Origin of the sequence: Prosthecomicrobium pneumaticum (genome assembly GCF_014199915.1) — a bacterium.
Lineage (GTDB): Bacteria > Pseudomonadota > Alphaproteobacteria > Rhizobiales > Kaistiaceae > Prosthecomicrobium > Prosthecomicrobium pneumaticum.
The window spans coordinates 61,841-77,373 of record NZ_JACHOO010000008.1 but is presented as its reverse complement, the minus strand read 5'-3'; the positions used below and the strand labels follow the sequence as shown (position 1 = coordinate 77,373).

General features: G+C 70.6%; 20 protein-coding genes. 14 read left to right on the top strand and 6 right to left on the bottom strand.

Annotated features, from left to right (window positions below):
• Positions 1-283 precede the first annotated feature (283 nt).
• The 4 genes from GGQ63_RS17350 to GGQ63_RS17335 are packed head-to-tail and all read left to right on the top strand — an operon-like array spanning position 284 to position 3,051.
• Positions 284-571, top strand: coding sequence for a PqqD family protein (locus tag GGQ63_RS17350; protein WP_183857870.1), 288 nt, complete (start codon positions 284-286; stop codon positions 569-571).
• The gene (locus GGQ63_RS17345) at positions 571-1,008 is read left to right on the top strand and encodes a lasso peptide biosynthesis B2 protein (RefSeq protein WP_246429848.1); all 438 of its coding nucleotides are present in this window, start codon (positions 571-573) and stop codon (positions 1,006-1,008) included. The genes GGQ63_RS17350 and GGQ63_RS17345 overlap by 1 nt, the downstream gene beginning before the upstream one ends.
• Before the next feature lie 4 nt (positions 1,009-1,012).
• A complete protein-coding gene (locus GGQ63_RS17340) occupies positions 1,013-2,005 on the top strand; it encodes a phosphoenolpyruvate carboxykinase (ATP) (RefSeq protein ID WP_183857869.1) in 993 nt (330 codons plus the stop codon).
• Positions 2,002-3,051, top strand: a complete 1,050-nt coding sequence (locus GGQ63_RS17335) for a nucleotidyltransferase family protein (protein ID WP_183857868.1) — start codon at positions 2,002-2,004, stop codon at positions 3,049-3,051. Before GGQ63_RS17340 ends, GGQ63_RS17335 begins: the two co-directional genes overlap by 4 nt.
• Here GGQ63_RS17335 and GGQ63_RS17330 read toward each other — a convergent pair.
• Together GGQ63_RS17330 and GGQ63_RS17325 are read right to left on the bottom strand one after the other, a co-directional pair.
• Positions 3,024-4,199: an FAD-dependent oxidoreductase gene (locus tag GGQ63_RS17330; RefSeq protein WP_183857867.1), complete on the bottom strand. Its 1,176-nt coding sequence runs from the start codon at positions 4,197-4,199 to the stop codon at positions 3,024-3,026. The genes GGQ63_RS17335 and GGQ63_RS17330 overlap by 28 nt on opposite strands.
• A 19-nt stretch (positions 4,200-4,218) precedes the next feature.
• Complete coding sequence (locus tag GGQ63_RS17325) at positions 4,219-4,464, bottom strand: zinc-finger domain-containing protein (RefSeq protein ID WP_183857866.1); 246 nt, start codon at positions 4,462-4,464, stop codon at positions 4,219-4,221.
• Between the two features lie 128 nt (positions 4,465-4,592).
• On the opposite strand from GGQ63_RS17325, the gene GGQ63_RS17320 reads away from it, so the two are divergent.
• The 4 genes from GGQ63_RS17320 to GGQ63_RS17305 all read left to right on the top strand — a co-directional run bounded on the left by GGQ63_RS17320 (position 4,593) and on the right by GGQ63_RS17305 (position 7,169).
• Positions 4,593-5,357 carry an alpha/beta fold hydrolase gene (locus tag GGQ63_RS17320; RefSeq protein ID WP_183857865.1) on the top strand — a complete coding sequence of 255 codons (765 nt, stop codon included), beginning with the start codon at positions 4,593-4,595 and terminating at the stop codon, positions 5,355-5,357.
• 129 nt (positions 5,358-5,486) lie between these two features.
• Positions 5,487-6,311 (top strand): serine O-acetyltransferase, encoded by an 825-nt coding sequence (gene cysE, locus GGQ63_RS17315; protein WP_183857864.1) that lies wholly within the window; start codon positions 5,487-5,489, stop codon positions 6,309-6,311.
• A gap of 91 nt (positions 6,312-6,402) precedes the next feature.
• Positions 6,403-6,615, top strand: coding sequence for a DUF3126 family protein (locus tag GGQ63_RS22265; RefSeq protein ID WP_183857863.1), 213 nt, complete (start codon positions 6,403-6,405; stop codon positions 6,613-6,615).
• A 26-nt stretch (positions 6,616-6,641) separates the two neighbouring features.
• The gene (locus tag GGQ63_RS17305) at positions 6,642-7,169 is read left to right on the top strand and encodes a gamma carbonic anhydrase family protein (RefSeq protein WP_183857862.1); all 528 of its coding nucleotides are present in this window, start codon (positions 6,642-6,644) and stop codon (positions 7,167-7,169) included.
• Positions 7,170-7,183: 14 nt separating this feature from the next.
• On the opposite strand, the gene GGQ63_RS17300 is transcribed toward GGQ63_RS17305, so the two are convergent.
• Together GGQ63_RS17300 and GGQ63_RS17295 are read right to left on the bottom strand one after the other, a co-directional pair.
• The gene (locus GGQ63_RS17300) at positions 7,184-7,789 is read right to left on the bottom strand and encodes a transglutaminase-like cysteine peptidase (RefSeq protein ID WP_425502090.1); all 606 of its coding nucleotides are present in this window, start codon (positions 7,787-7,789) and stop codon (positions 7,184-7,186) included.
• 156 nt (positions 7,790-7,945) lie between these two features.
• On the bottom strand, positions 7,946-8,554 hold the full coding sequence (locus GGQ63_RS17295) for a PAS domain-containing protein (protein WP_183857860.1): 609 nt from the start codon (positions 8,552-8,554) through the stop codon (positions 7,946-7,948).
• 366 nt (positions 8,555-8,920) lie between these two features.
• Between GGQ63_RS17295 and GGQ63_RS17290 the strand changes: the two genes are divergently transcribed.
• A complete protein-coding gene (locus GGQ63_RS17290; RefSeq protein ID WP_246429847.1) occupies positions 8,921-9,619 on the top strand; it encodes a rhomboid family intramembrane serine protease in 699 nt (232 codons plus the stop codon).
• Between the two features lie 122 nt (positions 9,620-9,741).
• A complete protein-coding gene (locus GGQ63_RS17285) occupies positions 9,742-10,173 on the top strand; it encodes a CBS domain-containing protein (protein WP_183857859.1) in 432 nt (143 codons plus the stop codon).
• 15 nt (positions 10,174-10,188) lie between these two features.
• Here GGQ63_RS17285 and hisI read toward each other — a convergent pair whose 3' ends face one another.
• Complete coding sequence (hisI, locus tag GGQ63_RS17280; RefSeq protein ID WP_183857858.1) at positions 10,189-10,671, bottom strand: phosphoribosyl-AMP cyclohydrolase; 483 nt, start codon at positions 10,669-10,671, stop codon at positions 10,189-10,191.
• Between the two features lie 111 nt (positions 10,672-10,782).
• On the bottom strand, positions 10,783-11,409 hold the full coding sequence (gene folE, locus GGQ63_RS17275) for a GTP cyclohydrolase I FolE (RefSeq protein ID WP_183857857.1): 627 nt from the start codon (positions 11,407-11,409) through the stop codon (positions 10,783-10,785).
• Between the two features lie 126 nt (positions 11,410-11,535).
• On the opposite strand from folE, the gene GGQ63_RS17270 reads away from it, so the two are divergent.
• The 4 genes from GGQ63_RS17270 (at position 11,536) to thrS (ending at position 15,248) form a co-directional block, all read left to right on the top strand.
• Positions 11,536-11,988, top strand: coding sequence for an iron-sulfur cluster assembly scaffold protein (locus tag GGQ63_RS17270; protein ID WP_183857856.1), 453 nt, complete (start codon positions 11,536-11,538; stop codon positions 11,986-11,988).
• A 118-nt stretch (positions 11,989-12,106) separates the two neighbouring features.
• Positions 12,107-12,478 (top strand): membrane protein insertion efficiency factor YidD, encoded by a 372-nt coding sequence (gene yidD / locus GGQ63_RS17265; protein WP_183857855.1) that lies wholly within the window; start codon positions 12,107-12,109, stop codon positions 12,476-12,478.
• A gap of 63 nt (positions 12,479-12,541) precedes the next feature.
• On the top strand, positions 12,542-13,096 hold the full coding sequence (locus tag GGQ63_RS17260) for an RNA 2'-phosphotransferase (RefSeq protein WP_183857854.1): 555 nt from the start codon (positions 12,542-12,544) through the stop codon (positions 13,094-13,096).
• A gap of 175 nt (positions 13,097-13,271) precedes the next feature.
• Positions 13,272-15,248, top strand: a complete 1,977-nt coding sequence (gene thrS / locus GGQ63_RS17255; protein ID WP_183857853.1) for a threonine--tRNA ligase — start codon at positions 13,272-13,274, stop codon at positions 15,246-15,248.
• The last annotated feature ends 285 nt before the right edge of the window (positions 15,249-15,533 follow it).

Sequence of the window (15,533 nt, the reverse complement as noted above, 5' to 3'; positions counted from 1 at the left end):
CGCCGTGACGGCCTACACTCCGGACTCGGGCGAAATCGGCTGAGCAAACCGGCGTCTCGCGTGCGGGCTGTGTCCCGGTCGAGATGCACTTGGTACGGCCCGTGAGAGCCATGTGACGTTTCCTGTCGGCCGATAGCCGTTTCAACTGGGGGTATCCTGAGATGACCAACAACGAAAACACGACGAGCCGTCGCGACTATGTCCGTCCGGCTCTGGTGCTGCGCGACCGGCTGAGCGCCGTGACTGCGGCCGGCCCGGATTCGGGCGACGAATAGCGCGCGTGATGCACGACGAGACGTCCGTGCTGACGCTGTCCCCGGCGGCATCGTTCCAGTCTCTCGGGAACGGTGCCGTCGTGCTCATGGCCGACAGCGGCCAGCTCTATTCCGCCAATGAGACGATGGAGGCGTTTCTCGCCCTCCTCGACGGGCGCCGCACGCTCGGCGCGGTGATCGACGCCATGCTTTCGGACTTCGAGGTCGAGCGCGAGATCCTCGCCGCCGACATCCTGGACCTCGCCGGCGAACTCGCCGCCGAGGGCATCGTCGTGACGGCGGGGGAGGCCGGCTGATGGCCGCGCTGCGGCAGGCCTGGTTTCGCCTCGCTCTCTTCGTCGAGGCGCGCCTTCTGCCGTTCCGGATCGGCAGAAGGCCGATCGCCGATATTCTCGCCCTCGCCGACGGGCCGGTTCCGGCGGGTCTCGACGGAATGTCCGTGTCGGCGATCGTCCGCGCCGTGCGGCGTACCACCCGGCGGCCTTGGCTGATGGCCGACCGGCCCTGCCTGCGCCAGGGCGTGCTCGCCTATCGCTCCCTGCGCGCCGCCGGCTTCGCGCCGGAACTCCATTTCGGCGTCGATCGCGACAGCATCGCCGAGCCCAGTCTGCGGGCGCATTGCTGGGTCGTTGTCGACGGCGCGATCGTCCTCAACCCGCCCGATCCGCGCATGGTGACCGTGCTGCGCCATGGCGGTCCGGCCGCCCCCGCGGCTGTGGCGGCGCTCGCCTGACCTGATGAGCCGGCTCTTCTTCTTCCTCGCCGGGCCGGTCCTGGCGGTCGACGCCACCGATGCGGTCCTCGTCGCCGCGCTTCGCGCATCGCTGGGCCCGCTCGAGCGCCCCGCGGCAGCGGCCGAGCCGGATGTCCTGTGGCGCCTCGTGCGCGGCGATCCCGCGCCGCCGGACGCCGCGCTGCCGCTCCTCTACGAAGGACCGCTGCCCTTCTCGAGGCGGATCGTCGCGCATCGGGGCGACGCGGTCCGGGTGCAACTCGTCACCGACGACGCGGTGTCGCTCGATCTCCACCGGCCGTCGCGCCGCGCGTCGATCGTCGTGGCGCCCGGCGTCGAAGGCCGGCTCCTGTCGGAATTCCTGATCTACGCCCACGCCACCTCGCTCGGCCTCACCGGCCAGACGCCGCTGCATGCCGCCGTGCTCGGCCTGCCGGAGGAGGAGGGTGCCGTCATCCTCTTCGCGCCGAGCGGCGCCGGCAAGACGACGACGGCGCTCGCGCTCGCCCGTGCCGGCTTCTCCCTGATGAGCGACGACGTCGCCATCGTCCGGCCGGACGGCGCCGGCTGGCGCGCCTGGGGCAAGCCGCGGCCGCTCAAGGTGCACCGTTTCACCGCCGCGCTGATGCCGTTTCTGCTGCCGTATCTCGGCGCGGCCTGGGACGAGAACGGCGAGCAGGGCCTGCGCCCGGAGAGCGTGCCGGAGATCGCCACCGCCACGCCCGGCGAGACGCGGCAGGTGCGGGCGCTCGTCTGGTTGCGCGAACGGGTCGAGGGGCCGACGCGCTGCGAGCCGGCGGACCGGGTCGAGATGCTCCTCGCGCTCGCCGGCGACAATCTGCGTCATGGCAAGACCGGCCTGCCGCCCGAGCAGAGCGCCGCCTTCGCGACGATCGGGGCGATGGCCCGCCATCTGCCGGCCTATACGCTGCGCGTCGGCACGCCGCTCGAAGCGGTCGGCGATGTCCTGCGGCGGGCGATCGGGCGTGTGCCGTGACGGCCGCGCCACGCCTCGCTCCCGCGGAGCGGGCGCTGCTCTTCCGGCTCGCCGACCCGCTCGCCGATCCGCCCGACGCCGCCCTTGGCGCGCCGACCCTCGGCCGCCTGCTCGATGCCGCGGACGCGCACGGCGTCCTGCCGGTCGTCTGGCGGAAGCTCGCCGCCACCGTGGCCGGCGCCGACGATCCGGCGCTGCGGGCCCGTCATGCGGGGATCGAGCGGCGGCGGATGATCGCGACCGGTCAGGCGATGCTCCTCAGCCATCATGCGCGCGTTCTCGCCGCACGCCTGCGCGCCGCCGGCATCGCCTTCACCCTCGTCAAGGGCGAGGTCTTCGCCCGCCGGCTCTATCCCGCGCCGGCCGACCGGCCCTTCACCGACGTCGATGTCCTCGTCGAGCCGGCCGATTTCGAGCGCGCCAACCGGGCTCTCGAGGGCTCCGGCTTCCGGCCGGCGGGCGTGACGTCCGCGGCGCGCGCGGCGACGCACAGCGAGTTCAAATGGGTCAACGAGGCGAACCCCTCCCTGCTCGTCGAGGTGCATGGCGATCTGGTGCATTACCCGGCGCTCCGGGCGCGTCGCGGCTTCGGCTATCGCACCCTCGTCGCGGCCGGCGGCGGCGATCCGCAGGCCCCCGCCGCGCTGCTCCTGACGGCGATCGTGCACGCGGCGCTCGGCCACAAATTCCACGCCCTGCGGCTCGTGGTCGACGTGCTGCAGGCCGCGCGCGCGCTGCCGGCGGAGGAGGAGGCGGCCTTCCTCGCCGCTGCCGCGGGGGCGGGTCTCGGCTTCGAGGCCGCGGTGGCCCTCGATCTCGTGGCGCGGCTCTTCGGCGACCGGCGGGCGGCGGGTCTCGCGGCGCACCTGCCGGGTGGCCCGGCGCGGCGGCTCGCCCGCGTCCTGCTCACCCCGGCGGCGATCGCCGATGCGCCATGCGCCGACAACCGCGCCTCCCGGGCGCGCCGGGTCGGCTTCCGGCTCGTCCAGCACGTCCGTCACGCGCTCGCGCTGCCGCCTCAGCCCTCCTCGGGCGTCCAGCCATAGAGCCAGTCATAGCGGGCGAGCAGCGCCGGCCCGCCGAGCGCCGCCATCCCCGCATCGCGTGCGAGCGCTGCGATCCGGCCGAGATGGTAGAGCCGGCCTGCCGTCCGCGCGCCCTGCCAGACCTTGGTCACGCGCGGCTTGCGGCGGGCCTCGTAGCGGCGGAGCGCCGCGGCCGGCGTCGCCGGTGCGTCGGCGAGTTCGGCCGCGAGCACGGCCGCATCCTCGATCGCCATCGCCGCGCCCTGCGCGAGGAAGGGCAGCATGGCATGGGCCGCGTCGCCGAGAAGGGCGATCCGCGCGGTCGCCCAGCGCCCCGCCGGATCGACCGCGTTGAGCGTGAAGCGCCGCCAGAGCGGCCCGTCGATGAGCGCCCGCACCGGTTCCGCCCAGCCCGCGAACGCCGCGTCGAGCACGGCGAGATCGGCCGGCTCGTCCCAGCCGGGCGCGGCGTGCGGATCCTCGACGACGGCGACGAGATTGACCGCCGCGCCGCCCGAGATCGGATAGGCGACGAGATGGGCGGCCGGCCCGAGAAAGAGCGTGGTGCGCATTGCGGCGAGGAGAGGCCCCGCCGCATCGGCCGGCACCGTCGCGCGCCACGCCGTCCGTCCGGTCGGCCGGGGCATCGCCGCACCGGCGACCGCGCCGCGCACGGTCGAGCGCACACCGTCCGCGCCGACGACGAGGTCGGCCTCGATCGGCTCGCCGGCGACCGTCACGCCGAGCCCGTCCCGGCCCTCCTCGACCGCATCGACGGCCGCCTCGAGCGCCAGCGTCACCCGGCCCTGCGCGAGCACCGCGCCGAGCAGCGCCTTCTGCAGGTCGGCGCGGTGGAGCACGCGATAGGGGCCGCCATGGCGCGCCGCGGCGCTCGCACCGAGCGGCAGGGCGACGATCCGTCTTCCGCTCGGGCCGGACCGGATATCGATCGCCTCGGGCCGCACGGCGTGCGCGTCGAGCGCCGCGTCGAGGCCGAGCCCGGAGAGGATGCGGCCGCAATTGGGGGAGAGCTGCAGCCCGGCGCCGACCTCGGAGAGCACCCGGGCGCGCTCACAGACCGTCACTTCGAAGCCGCGCGCGGCGAGGGCGAGCGCGCTCGTCAGGCCGGCTATGCCCGCTCCGGCGACGACGACCCGACGGACCGGCATGGCGGCTTCGGCGGGCGGATCAGGCCGCCCGCTCGAGGTAGAGATGGCCGGCCGGCCGCGTCTCGTCCTCGCGCAGCGCCGGGTTGAAGCGGTAGAGCGTCGAGCAATACGGGCAGATCTTCTCGCCCTCGTCGCCCATGTCGAGGAAGACGTGTGGATGATCGAAGGGCGCGCTCGCCCCGACGCACATGAACTCCTTGACGCCGATCTCGATCGCTTCGACGCCGTCGTCGTTCTGGAAGTGCGGGATGAGGTGGTCGGCCATTGCGAAAGCCCTGTCTTGTTCCGGCGCGACCATAGCCGCGGCGGGCGCCGGTGAACAGGGCCGCCGCGTCGCACCTTGGCGCGCCCGCCCGGTTCGGGCTAGGACAGCCGGCGTCGCAGGAGCAAGAGATGCCCGAATTCACCGCGTCCGGCTATCGGATCGCCTTTCTCGACGAAGGGGAGGGGCCGCCGATCCTCCTGATCCACGGCTTCGCCTCGAGCGCGCGGGTCAACTGGGTCAGTCCCGGCTGGGTCGACGTGCTCGTCAAGGCCGGCCGGCGGGTGATTGCGCTCGACAATCGCGGCCATGGCGCGAGCGACAAGCCCCATGCGGTCGAGGCCTACCGGCTCGATGCGCTCGCCGATGACGCCCGCGCCCTGCTCGATCATCTCGGCATCCCGAAGGCCGATGTGATGGGGTATTCGATGGGCGCGCGGATCACCGCCGTGCTGGCGCTCGCCCATCCCGGGCGGGTGCGCACCGCGATCTTCGGCGGCCTCGGCTCGGGCATGCTGTCGGGTGTCGGCCCTTGGGAGCCGGTCGTCGCCGCGCTCGAGGCGGAAGACCCGGCGACGGTCACCGATCCGATCGGCCAGATGTTCCGCAAATTCGCCGACCAGACGAAGAGCGACCGGGTCGCGCTCGCCGCCTGCATGAAGGCGACCCGCCAGCCGATCGCGGCCGAACAGCTCGGCCGTCTCGCCGTCCCCGTGCTCGTCGCGGTCGGCGACAAGGACGAGCTCGCCGGCGATGCGGCCGGCCTCGCCGCGGTGATTCCCGGCGCCGAGGCGGTCGCGATCCCCGGGCGCAACCACATGCTCGCCGTCGGCGACAAGGTCTACAAGCAGGCGGTGCTCGACTTCCTCGCGCGGACGAGCCCGGTGCCGGGCTGATCCGCGCCGTCCGGAAAAATCGTTCGCCCCGGCCGAGCTTCGCGGGGAACGTGTTTCGTCGACGGGCCGTTTTGTGGACGGCCGGGCCGTGATAGGGTCGCGCCTCATTCTCGTGCTCCGGAGGGCAGCATGACCGTTCTTTCCTCCCGTCCGGCCGGCGACGGTCTCGCCAGCCTCGACCCGATCTGGTCCGCGGTGCGCGCCGACGCGGAGGCGATCATGCGCGCCGAACCGGTGATGGCGACCTTCCTGCACACCACCGTGCTCGGCCACGACCGGCTTGAGCAGGCGGTGTTCCACCGCATCGCCGAGCGGCTGCATCACCGCGACATGCCGGCCGAGGTGATCCGCCAGCTCTTCGAGGAGGCCTATCGCGACGAGCCCACGCTCGGCGACGCGATCCGGGTCGACATCGCGGCCGTCTACGATCGCGATCCCGCCTGCAGCCGCTTCATCGAGCCGGTGCTCTATTTCAAGGGCTTCCATGCGGTCGAGACCCACCGGCTCGCCAACTGGCTGCACCGGAAGGGCCGCCGGGACCTCTCGCTCTATCTGCAGAGCCGTTCGTCGGCGGTGTTCCAGGTCGACATCAACCCGGCCGTGCCGATCGGCCGCGGCGTGTTCTTCGATCATGCGACCGGCATCGTCGTCGGCGAGACCGCGGTGATCGAGGACGACGTCTCGATCCTGCAGGACGTGACGCTCGGCGGCACCGGCAAGGAGACCGGCGACCGCCATCCGAAGGTCCGGCGCGGTGTGCTGATCGGCGCCGGTGCCAAGATCCTCGGCAACATCGAGATCGGCCGCTGCAGCCGCGTCGCCGCCGGCTCGGTGGTCCTGAAGCCCGTGCCGCCGCGCACCACGGTGGCGGGCGTCCCGGCCAAGGTGGTGGGCGAGGTGTCCTGCGCCGAGCCGTCGCGGACGATGGACCAGATCCTCGCCGAGCGCGGCTGAGGCGGCGGCGCATAACCGGCCGCGGCGGGGCGACAGCGCCGCCGGCCCGTGCTATCTGCGCCCTCCGATCCGACCGCAGAGGAGAATCCGCGTGGACCGCAAAGAGGTGCAGAAGCTCGAGGCGTTCTTCCGCCGCCGCTTCAAGATGCCCGACATCAGCGTGCGGCAGCGGCCGCGCAAGGACGATTCGGCCGAGGTCTATTTCGGCGACGAGTTCATCGGCGTCGTGTTCCGCGACGACGAGGAGGGCGAGCTCTCCTATAACTTCACCATGGCGATCCTCGACGTCGATCTCGAGGAGTAGGGCGGCGCGAAAGGGCGGCTGATCCGATGGCGGTGCATTCCCTCGACGGTGTCGCGCCGGAACGTCCGGCGGGCGCGTGGATCGCGCCCGATGCGCGCGTCATCGGCCGCGTCGTGCTCGGCGCGGACACCGGGATCTGGTTCGGCGCCGTGCTGCGCGGCGACAACGAGCCGATCGTCGTCGGCGCCCGCACCAATATCCAGGAACACGCCGTCCTTCACACCGATATGGGCTTTCCGCTGACGATCGGCGAAGGCTGCACCATCGGCCACCGGGCGATCCTGCACGGTTGCCGGATCGGCGCCAACACGCTGGTCGGCATGGGCGCGATCATCCTCAACGGAGCCGAGATCGGCGAGAACTGCCTGATCGGGGCTGGCGCCCTCGTCACCGAAGGCAAGGTGATTCCGGCGGGATCGCTCGTCGTGGGCATGCCCGGCAAGGTGCTGCGGCCGCTCGGGGAAGCCGAGATCGCCCGGCTCGCCGCCTCGGCCGACGGCTATGTCCGCAACGCCCGCCGCTTCCTGGCCGGCCTCGGCCCGGCCGAGGCCTGAGCGTCGCTGTCGGTTCAGCGCACGCTGCCGACGAGCAGGTCGCGGTCGTCCTCGATCGACACCCAGCGGCCGGGGTCGCGATCCGACTGCCGCTTCACATACTGATAGGACGTCTGGTTCCAGACCTCGATCGTGCCGACGAGATTGTCGAGCACGAGGTCGCCCCGGTCGGTCAGCACCGTGAGCACGGCGTGGCCGTCGCCGTTCGACTGCCGGACCACGGTGATGAGCAGCGCGCCGGCCGGCCAGCCGAGCCGGATCAGCTCGCGCCGCTTCAGAAGAACATAGTCTTCGCAGTCGCCGCGGCCCTCCGGGAAGCTCCAATATTCTTCGACGCCGAAAATTTCCTTGTCGGTTCCAGGATCTACCGCAGTATTGACGTTGTCGTTTATGGCGATCAACTGCTGCCATTTTGCGGCCGTGAGCTGCACCCGGCCGCGCCGCTCGCCGCGCGGATCGCACTCGGCGGGCAGGCGCCGGCAGAATTCGTAATGTCCGACCGGCTGCGAGGTCGGTCCGATCGTGCGCATGATCGCGCCGTCGCGGCTCGCCGCAAGGGTTTCTGCCGCTCCGGCAAGGAGCGTCAGGGAGACGAGGATGAGACGCGCTACGAAACTCATCGGCATGATCCGGCCCGTTCGATGCGAGCGAGAATGACATGCGCGACTTGAGACCGATCTAAGCGGCGGAGGAGAAATCGAAGCGAATACTAAGGGAATTGTTAGGGATTGGGAAAGCGATCGCTAACCATGACGCCGCGCCCGGCCGGGCGGTCCTCAGCGCTTGCCGCCTTCGAGCACGATCAGACGGGCCCGCCGCAGCTCGGCTGCGGCGGGCGAGGGCTGGGTCTGCGGACGCGCTGCGGGCGGAGCGGCGAGGAAGGCCGGCCGCTCATCGGGCCAGAGCAGGCGCACGCTCGTCACGCCGAGCCGCGTCAGCGGGCGCAACCCCGCCCAATAGGGCGATTCGAGCGCCACCAGCAGGCCGAGGATCCGGTCGTAGCCCGCCCCGGCCGAGGAGAGCGGCAGCAGCACCATTTCGAGCGGCAGCCGGTCGCCGCGTTCCGTCTCGCCGGTGAGCCCGAGCACCGCCGCCGCGGCATCGGTGGCGATCGAGGCGATCAGCGTCTCGACCGCCTCGCGGTCTGCGCCGGTGAACAGGCTGCGGAAATCGCGCCCCTTCATCTCCGCGCCGTAGAGCTCGCAGAGCCGCGTTCCCGCGAGCCGGAACGGCGCCTCGGTACCGGAACTGGTGTCCAGAATGAACGTGTCGCCGAGCAGGGTGCGGATATCCGCCGGCTCGACGGCGCTGCGCTTGGCCGCCGGCGCTTCGCCGCGCTGTCGGTTCCAGTAGCGATAGAGCTCCTGCGTGCTCGCGTGTCGCATCTCTTTCCCCCAGCCGTCCGGACCTCGGGATCCGGCGGAACCCCTCCGAATCCCGACCTTATCGCCGCCCCGCCGAGTCGTCACCCGGGCTCTACCCTCCGAAACCATACGATCTGTGCCATTTCGGCGACGATCTCGGCAATTCACAGAGTCTATCCCCTCATGAACATTGCATGACGTGCACGGAAGTGGCAGCAATCGTCGTGCACGGGCGTCTCTGCCGGGGGGCAAGACGGGCGTGACGGCCGTCCGAGCGCATTGCGCCGGGCGGCCGTTTCCTTTTCGCGGCCCGGCGCTTGCGGCGTGACGGCCGGCAGCCTATGTGCGGCGGCGATGCAGTCCTTCGAGACACCCCGGCGGGAGCCGATGTTCAATCTGCCCTCGGTCGTGGTGGCGACGATCGGCGTGCTCGGCCTCGTCCATCTCGTCCGCACCATGGCGCTCGATTCCGATACGGCGGTGCGCGTCCTGCTCGCCTTCGCCTTCGTGCCGGTGCGGCTGACCGCGCCGGAACTGCTCGGCGAGCCTTGGCCGGGCGGCCTCGCCGGCGATGTCTGGACCTTCGTCACCTATGCCGGGCTGCACGGCAGCTGGATGCATTTCGGCATCAACGCGCTCTGGCTCGCCGCCTTCGGCACGCCGCTCGCCCGCCGCTTCGGCACGGTTCGCTTCCTCGCCTTCTTCGCGATCGGTGCGGCCGCCGGCGCGGCGGCGCATCTGGCGCTCTATCCGGACGGCCTGCAGCCGCTCGTCGGCGCCTCGGCGGCGATCTCGGCGCAGATGGCGGCTTCCGCCCGCTTTGCCTTCTCGCCCGGTGGCGCGCTCGGCGGCCGGCGTTTCGGCGCGGCGCCCGAGGCGAGCGCCGCGCTCAGCCTTCGCGAGATGATCACCGACCGCCGGATCGTCGTCTTTCTCGGCGTCTGGTTCGCCATGAACCTCGTCTTCGGCCTCTTCCTCGCACCGCCCGGCATGGAATCGAGCGCCATCGCCTGGGAGGCCCATCTCGGCGGCTTCGTCGCCGGCCTCCTGCTCTTTCCCCTCTTCGATCCCGTCGGTCGGCGCTGACCGCCGCTTGCCAAGGGGCGAGCCGGGCACCATCATTCTTGGTGCGGTTGAGGACCGGGGCGACCGGATCGAGCCGATCCGCCCATCGACATCCGCTCCGGCCGCGCAGGAGGGAGGGTTCGATGATTGTTGCCAAGATCCTGGCCCATAAGGGCCGCGACGTCTTCACCACCGGCACCGAGATGTCCGTCGCCGACGCCGTGCGCCTGCTCGGCGCCCATCGGATCGGCGCGCTCGTCGTCGTCGACGCCGCCCGCCGCATCCTCGGCATCCTGTCGGAGCGCGACATCGTCCGCACGCTCGCCGCTTCGGGCGCCGCGGCGCTCGATCAGCCGGTGCGCGCCGTGATGACCGAGAAGGTCGTCACCTGCTCGGAGAACGATACGATCAACGAGGTGATGGCGCGGATGACCAAGGGCCGCTTCCGCCACCTTCCCGTGGTGGAGAACGATCTCCTCGTCGGCCTCGTCTCGATCGGCGACGTCGTCAAGGCGCGCATCGAGGCGGTCGAGCGCGAGGCGGACGAGATGCGCGCCTATATCGCGACGGCCTGAGGCGGCCGCCGGCCGTCAGCCGTGCTTGTAGACGGCGTCGGGATCGAAGAGCGGCGCGTCGCCCGTGAAGGCGAGCGTCGCGCTCCCCGCCGGCCCGCCGAGCGCGACGCGGCGGTAGAAGCAGGAGTGGCGGCCGGTGTGGCAGTTGGCGCCGGTCCCGGCCGTGCGGACCTTCAGGAGCACGGCGTCCTGATCGCAGTCGACGCGCAGCTCGACGACGGTCTGGACGTGGCCGCTCTCCTCGCCCTTCTTCCACGGCCGGCCGCGCGACCGGCTGTAATAATGCGCCTCGCCGGTCTCGATCGTGCGGGCGAGGGCGGCGGCGTCCATCCACGCCATCATCACCACCTCGCCGCCCTCGGCATCGACCACCACGGCCGCGACCAGCCCGTCCGCGCCGAAGCGGGGCGTCAGCACGGTGCCGGTCTCGACGTCGTGCTTGGAGCCGGGCGCGGCGAAGGGGGAGGGGGACAGCGCAGGGGTCGAGGGGGTGGTCATGGCGGGCTCCGTCGTCGCCGCCGGCTTAGCCGATCGGCGACGCGAGGGAAAGCGCGGCGCCCGGGCCGCCGCCCGATGGCGACCCGCCACCGGCGCGGCGGGCCGTCCGGCTCAGCCCTTGCCGGCCCGCACCATGGCGAGGAAGCGGGTCTGCTCGGCCGGATCGTCGCGGAAGAGGCCGGTGAACTGCGTCGTCACCGTCGAGGTGCCGTGCTTGTGCACGCCGCGCATCTGCATGCACATATGCTCCGCCTCGATCATCACCGCGGCGCCGCGCGGCTTCAGGACGGTCTCGATCGCGTCGACGATCTGCGCCGACATGTTCTCCTGCGTCTGCAGCCGGCGGGCGAAGGTGTCGACCAGACGGGCGAATTTCGACAGCCCGACGACGCCGCCATTCGGGAAATAGCCGATATGGACGGTGCCGAAGAAGGGCAGGACATGATGCTCGCAATGCGAATGGAACGGGATGTCGCGCACCACGACGAGATCGTCGAAGCCGCCGACCTCCTCGAACACCCGGCCGAGAATCTCCTCCGGATCACCGCCATAGCCGCCGAACAGCTCCTCATAGGCCTTGGTGACGCGCCGCGGCGTGTCGACGAGGCCCTCGCGCGCCGGGTCGTCGCCCGTCCAGGCGAGCAGCGTGCGCACCGCCGCCTCGGCCTCTTCGCGCGTCGGCTTCGGCGCCGCCGGCTTGACGAGCGCGACGGCGGGCTTCTTCACCACGGCGTCCATGGGGGTCTCCAATCTTGCCCTTCGCCGCTCTTAAGTAGGCGCGTTTCCGGCGAATCAAAGCGCTGCCCTTGATACGGCTGGCGGGGTGCGCGGATCACACCTATATCTCGGGGCAGGGTGAACGCCATGATCGATGAAATCTACAACGAGCGCATCCTCAATTTCGCGGCGAACATTCCGCGGCTCGGCCGTCTCGATGCGCCGGACGCGACCGCGACCGCGCATTCCCGGCTCTGCGGCTCCACCGTCACCGTCGATCTGAAGGTCGAGGACGGTGTCGTCACCGATTTCGCGCACGATGTGCGGGCCTGCGCGCTCGGCCAGGCCTCCTCCTCGATCATGGCCCGCCATGTCGTCGGCGCCGGGGCCGCGGAACTCCGGACGCTGCGCGAAACGATGCGGCGGATGCTGAAGGAGAGCGGCCCGCCGCCCGACGGCCGCTTCGAAGAGCTGCGCTATCTCGAGCCGGTGCGCGACTACAAGGCCCGCCACGCTTCGACCCTGCTCACCTTCGATGCGGTGGTCGATGCGCTCGACCAGATCGAGGCGCGCGGGTCGGACGCCCGCGCCGCGGGATGACCATGTCCCGTGATGGCCGCCCGGCCTTCCGCGGGCCGTATCGCCCGAATTGTCGTGCCGCCCTCGTCTTCGATCCCGATGGCCGCAATGGCGGGGCCGTCCGCCGCATGATGACGCTATGAGCGGGACGTCGCGCGGGGCCTGCGCCCATCCGCATCCGCATCCGCATCCGCATCCGCGCACCGCCGGCGCATGGCTCGGCATCGGCTTCATCCGGCTCTATCGCCTGACCCTCTCGCCCTTCCTCGGCCGCCAGTGCCGCTATCTGCCGACCTGTTCGCATTACGGCGAGGAGGCGATCGGCCGTTTCGGCCTCTGGGCGGGCGGCTGGCTGACGCTGTCGCGCTTCCTGCGCTGCGGCCCGTTCGGCGCCTCGGGCTTCGATCCGGTTCCGGACGAATTGCCGGCCGGCGGGCGCTGGTATATGCCGTGGCGCTATGGCCGCTGGACCGGCCGCCACATCGATCCGGCGACGCGGCTCGACCGTTAGGTCGGTTGGCAGCCGAAATCGCGGCGGTGTGGTCGCGAAACCATCCTTGCAGCCGGGGCGATCATGGGTGCCGATCTCGTCCGCATCAGCAAGTTCATCAGTCTGGTGCTGCGGCACGAGCCGGCTGCCGCCGGCCTCGAGCTCGACCCGCAAGGCTGGGCGTCGGTCGACGCGCTGATCGCCGGCGCAGGGCGTGCGGGCCTTGTCATTGATCGCAGTATTCTCGAAGCCGTTATGGCGGCGAACGACAAGCGCCGCTTCGAGATTTCCGCGGATGGCGCCGCAATCCGGGCGACGCATGGGCACAGCGTGGCGGTCGAAACGGTCGACTCGCCCCTCGCTCCGCCGGACCGGCTGCTGCACGGCACCGCCGACCGCTTCCTCGCCAGCATCAGGGCAGAGGGGCTGCGGCCCGGAGAGCGGCAGTTCGTGCATCTCTCCGAGACTGTGGAGATGGCGCGCACGGTGGGTGGGCGTCACGGACGGCCCGCCATCATCGTCGTGGATACGGGTGCGATGGCGCGCGACGGATTTCTCTTCTATCGCTCCTCGAGCGGCGTCTGGCTGACGCGGAACGTGCCGCCGGCCTATCTGTCCGATCTCGTGCCGGAGACATGAGCGGTGGGCGCCGGACGAATTGCCGGCCGGCGGGCGCTGGTATATGCCGTGGCGCTATGGCCGCTGGACCGGCCGCCACATCGATCCGGCGACGCGGCTCGACCTCTAGCCGCGCTCCGGGTCTTCCCGAAACCGCTTACCCGCGCTCGTCTGCGGGAGTGAGCAGGAGCCGACTATGATCCACCTGACCTTCCCCGATTCCTCCGTCCGTTCCTTCGAGCCCGGCATCACCGGCCGCGCGATCGCCGAGGGCATTTCGAAGTCGCTCGCCAAGAAGGCGGTGGCGATGGCGCTCGACGGCAGGCTCGCCGACCTGTCCGACCCGATCACCGCGGATGCGAAGATCGAGATCGTCACCCGCGACGATCCCCGCGCGCTCGAGCTGATCCGTCACGACGCCGCCCATGTCATGGCCGAGGCGGTGCAGGAGCTCTTTCCCGGCACCCAGGTGACCATCGGCCCGGTGATCGAGAACGGCTTCTATTACGATTTCTACCGCGAGACGCCCTTCACCCCCGACGATCTGCCGAAGATCGAGGCGAAGATGCGCGAGATCATCGGCCGCAACGCCACCTTCACGAAGGAGATCTGGTCGCGCGACGAGGCGAAGCAGGTCTTCGCCGCCAAGGGCGAGGCGTTCAAGGTCGAGCTGGTCGATGCGATCCCGGCCGACCAGTCGATCCGGATCTACAGGCAGGGCCAGTGGTTCGATCTCTGCCGCGGTCCGCACATGGCCTCGACCGGCCAGATCGGCACCGCCTTCAAGCTGATGAAGGTCGCCGGCGCCTATTGGCGCGGCGATGCCGCCAATCCGATGCTGACCCGCATCTACGGCACCGCCTGGAAGGACCAGGCCGAGCTCGACGCGTATCTCCATATGCTCGAGGAGGCCGAGAAGCGCGACCACAGGAAGCTCGGCCGCGAGATGGACCTGTTCCACTTCCAGGAGGAGGGACCGGGCGTCGTCTTCTGGCATCCGAAGGGCTGGTCGGCCTTCCAGGAGATCGTCGCCTATATGCGCCGCCGCCTGAGGCGGCTCGGCTATGACGAGGTCAACGCGCCGCAGGTGCTCGACAAGTCGCTGTGGGAGACCTCCGGCCACTGGGGCTGGTATCGCGAGAGCATGTTCGCGGTGCGCTCGGCCGGCGACGACACCGAGGACGAGCGCGTCTTCGCGCTGAAGCCGATGAACTGCCCCGGCCATGTGCAGATCTTCAAGCACGGGCTGAAGAGCTATCGCGACCTGCCGCTCCGGCTCGCCGAGTTCGGCGCGGTGCACCGCTACGAGCCGTCCGGCGCCATGCACGGGCTGATGCGGGTGCGCGGCTTCACGCAGGACGACGCGCACATCTTCTGCACCGAAGAGCAGATGGCGGAGGAATGCCTGAAGATCAACGATCTGATCCTCTCGACCTATGCCGATTTCGGCTTCGAGGAGATCGTCGTCAAGCTCTCGACCCGGCCGGAGAAGCGGGTCGGCTCGGACGCGCTGTGGGATCACGCCGAGGAGGTGATGACCTATGTGCTCGGCGAGATCGAGGCGCGTTCGGGCGGGCGGATCAAGACCGGCATCAATCCGGGCGAGGGCGCCTTCTACGGGCCGAAATTCGAGTATGTGCTGCGCGACGCGATCGGCCGCGACTGGCAGTGCGGCACCACCCAGGTCGATTTCAACCTGCCGGAACGCTTCGGCGCCTTCTATGTCGACGCCGACGGCCAGAAGAAGACCCCGGTGATGATCCATCGCGCCATCTGCGGCTCGATGGAGCGTTTCCTCGGCATCCTGATCGAGAACTATGCCGGCCATTTCCCGCTCTGGCTGGCGCCCGTCCAGGCGGTGGTCGCGACGATCACCTCCGAGGCCGACGATTATGCCGTCAAGGTGGTCGACCGGCTGCGGGAGGCGGGCCTGCGCGTCGATCTCGACCTCAGGAACGAGAAGATCAACTACAAGGTCCGCGAGCACTCGCTCGCCAAGGCCCCGGTGATCCTCGTCTGCGGCAAGCGCGAGGCGGAGGAGCAGACGGTCAACATCCGCCGGCTCGGCTCGCAGGCGCAGCAGGCCCTCCCGCTCGCCGACGCGCTCGCCGCCCTCGTCGACGAAGCCCTGCCACCCGACCTGAAGCGTCTGGCGCAAGCCAAGGCCGCATAAGGGAAAAAGGATGCGCGACGGCCGGCATCGGCCGCCTCCCTCCCCCTTTGTGGGGGAGGGTCGGGGTGGGGGGTGAATACGCCGCAGCCGGAGGCTCGCCTCCCACGAGAACACCCGTCACCCCGGCCTCCGTGCCGGGGTCCATAATCGTGCCGCCGGGCGAGGTGCACACCGCGCCGACCCCTATACCCGTCATCCCGGGCGAGGCGCCGCCGGGACCCGGGACCCATCAAGCCGAGCAACCTCTCTCACGTCCGGGCGGCATGCGGCGTGATGGATTCCCGC

What these genes read in the sequence shown, in the direction of transcription:
- GGQ63_RS17330 (WP_183857867.1), bottom strand. Translation starts at nt 4,199, where the DNA reads ATGCCGGTCCGTCGGGTCGTCGTCGCCGGAGCGGGCATAGCCGGCCTG.
- hisI (WP_183857858.1), bottom strand. Translation starts at nt 10,671, where the DNA reads ATGACCACCCCCTCGACCCCTGCGCTGTCCCCCTCCCCCTTCGCCGCG.
- GGQ63_RS17295 (WP_183857860.1), bottom strand. Translation starts at nt 8,554, where the DNA reads ATGCGACACGCGAGCACGCAGGAGCTCTATCGCTACTGGAACCGACAG.
- GGQ63_RS17350 (WP_183857870.1), top strand. Translation starts at nt 284, where the DNA reads ATGCACGACGAGACGTCCGTGCTGACGCTGTCCCCGGCGGCATCGTTC.
- GGQ63_RS17270 (WP_183857856.1), top strand. Translation starts at nt 11,536, where the DNA reads ATGATCGATGAAATCTACAACGAGCGCATCCTCAATTTCGCGGCGAAC.
- GGQ63_RS17260 (WP_183857854.1), top strand. Translation starts at nt 12,542, where the DNA reads ATGGGTGCCGATCTCGTCCGCATCAGCAAGTTCATCAGTCTGGTGCTG.
- GGQ63_RS17345 (WP_246429848.1), top strand. Translation starts at nt 571, where the DNA reads ATGGCCGCGCTGCGGCAGGCCTGGTTTCGCCTCGCTCTCTTCGTCGAG.
- thrS (WP_183857853.1), top strand. Translation starts at nt 13,272, where the DNA reads ATGATCCACCTGACCTTCCCCGATTCCTCCGTCCGTTCCTTCGAGCCC.
- GGQ63_RS17320 (WP_183857865.1), top strand. Translation starts at nt 4,593, where the DNA reads ATGCCCGAATTCACCGCGTCCGGCTATCGGATCGCCTTTCTCGACGAA.
- folE (WP_183857857.1), bottom strand. Translation starts at nt 11,409, where the DNA reads ATGGACGCCGTGGTGAAGAAGCCCGCCGTCGCGCTCGTCAAGCCGGCG.
- cysE (WP_183857864.1), top strand. Translation starts at nt 5,487, where the DNA reads ATGACCGTTCTTTCCTCCCGTCCGGCCGGCGACGGTCTCGCCAGCCTC.
- GGQ63_RS17285 (WP_183857859.1), top strand. Translation starts at nt 9,742, where the DNA reads ATGATTGTTGCCAAGATCCTGGCCCATAAGGGCCGCGACGTCTTCACC.
- GGQ63_RS17305 (WP_183857862.1), top strand. Translation starts at nt 6,642, where the DNA reads ATGGCGGTGCATTCCCTCGACGGTGTCGCGCCGGAACGTCCGGCGGGC.
- yidD (WP_183857855.1), top strand. Translation starts at nt 12,107, where the DNA reads ATGAGCGGGACGTCGCGCGGGGCCTGCGCCCATCCGCATCCGCATCCG.
- GGQ63_RS17325 (WP_183857866.1), bottom strand. Translation starts at nt 4,464, where the DNA reads ATGGCCGACCACCTCATCCCGCACTTCCAGAACGACGACGGCGTCGAA.
- GGQ63_RS17290 (WP_246429847.1), top strand. Translation starts at nt 8,921, where the DNA reads ATGTTCAATCTGCCCTCGGTCGTGGTGGCGACGATCGGCGTGCTCGGC.
- GGQ63_RS17340 (WP_183857869.1), top strand. Translation starts at nt 1,013, where the DNA reads ATGAGCCGGCTCTTCTTCTTCCTCGCCGGGCCGGTCCTGGCGGTCGAC.
- GGQ63_RS17300 (WP_425502090.1), bottom strand. Translation starts at nt 7,789, where the DNA reads ATGAGTTTCGTAGCGCGTCTCATCCTCGTCTCCCTGACGCTCCTTGCC.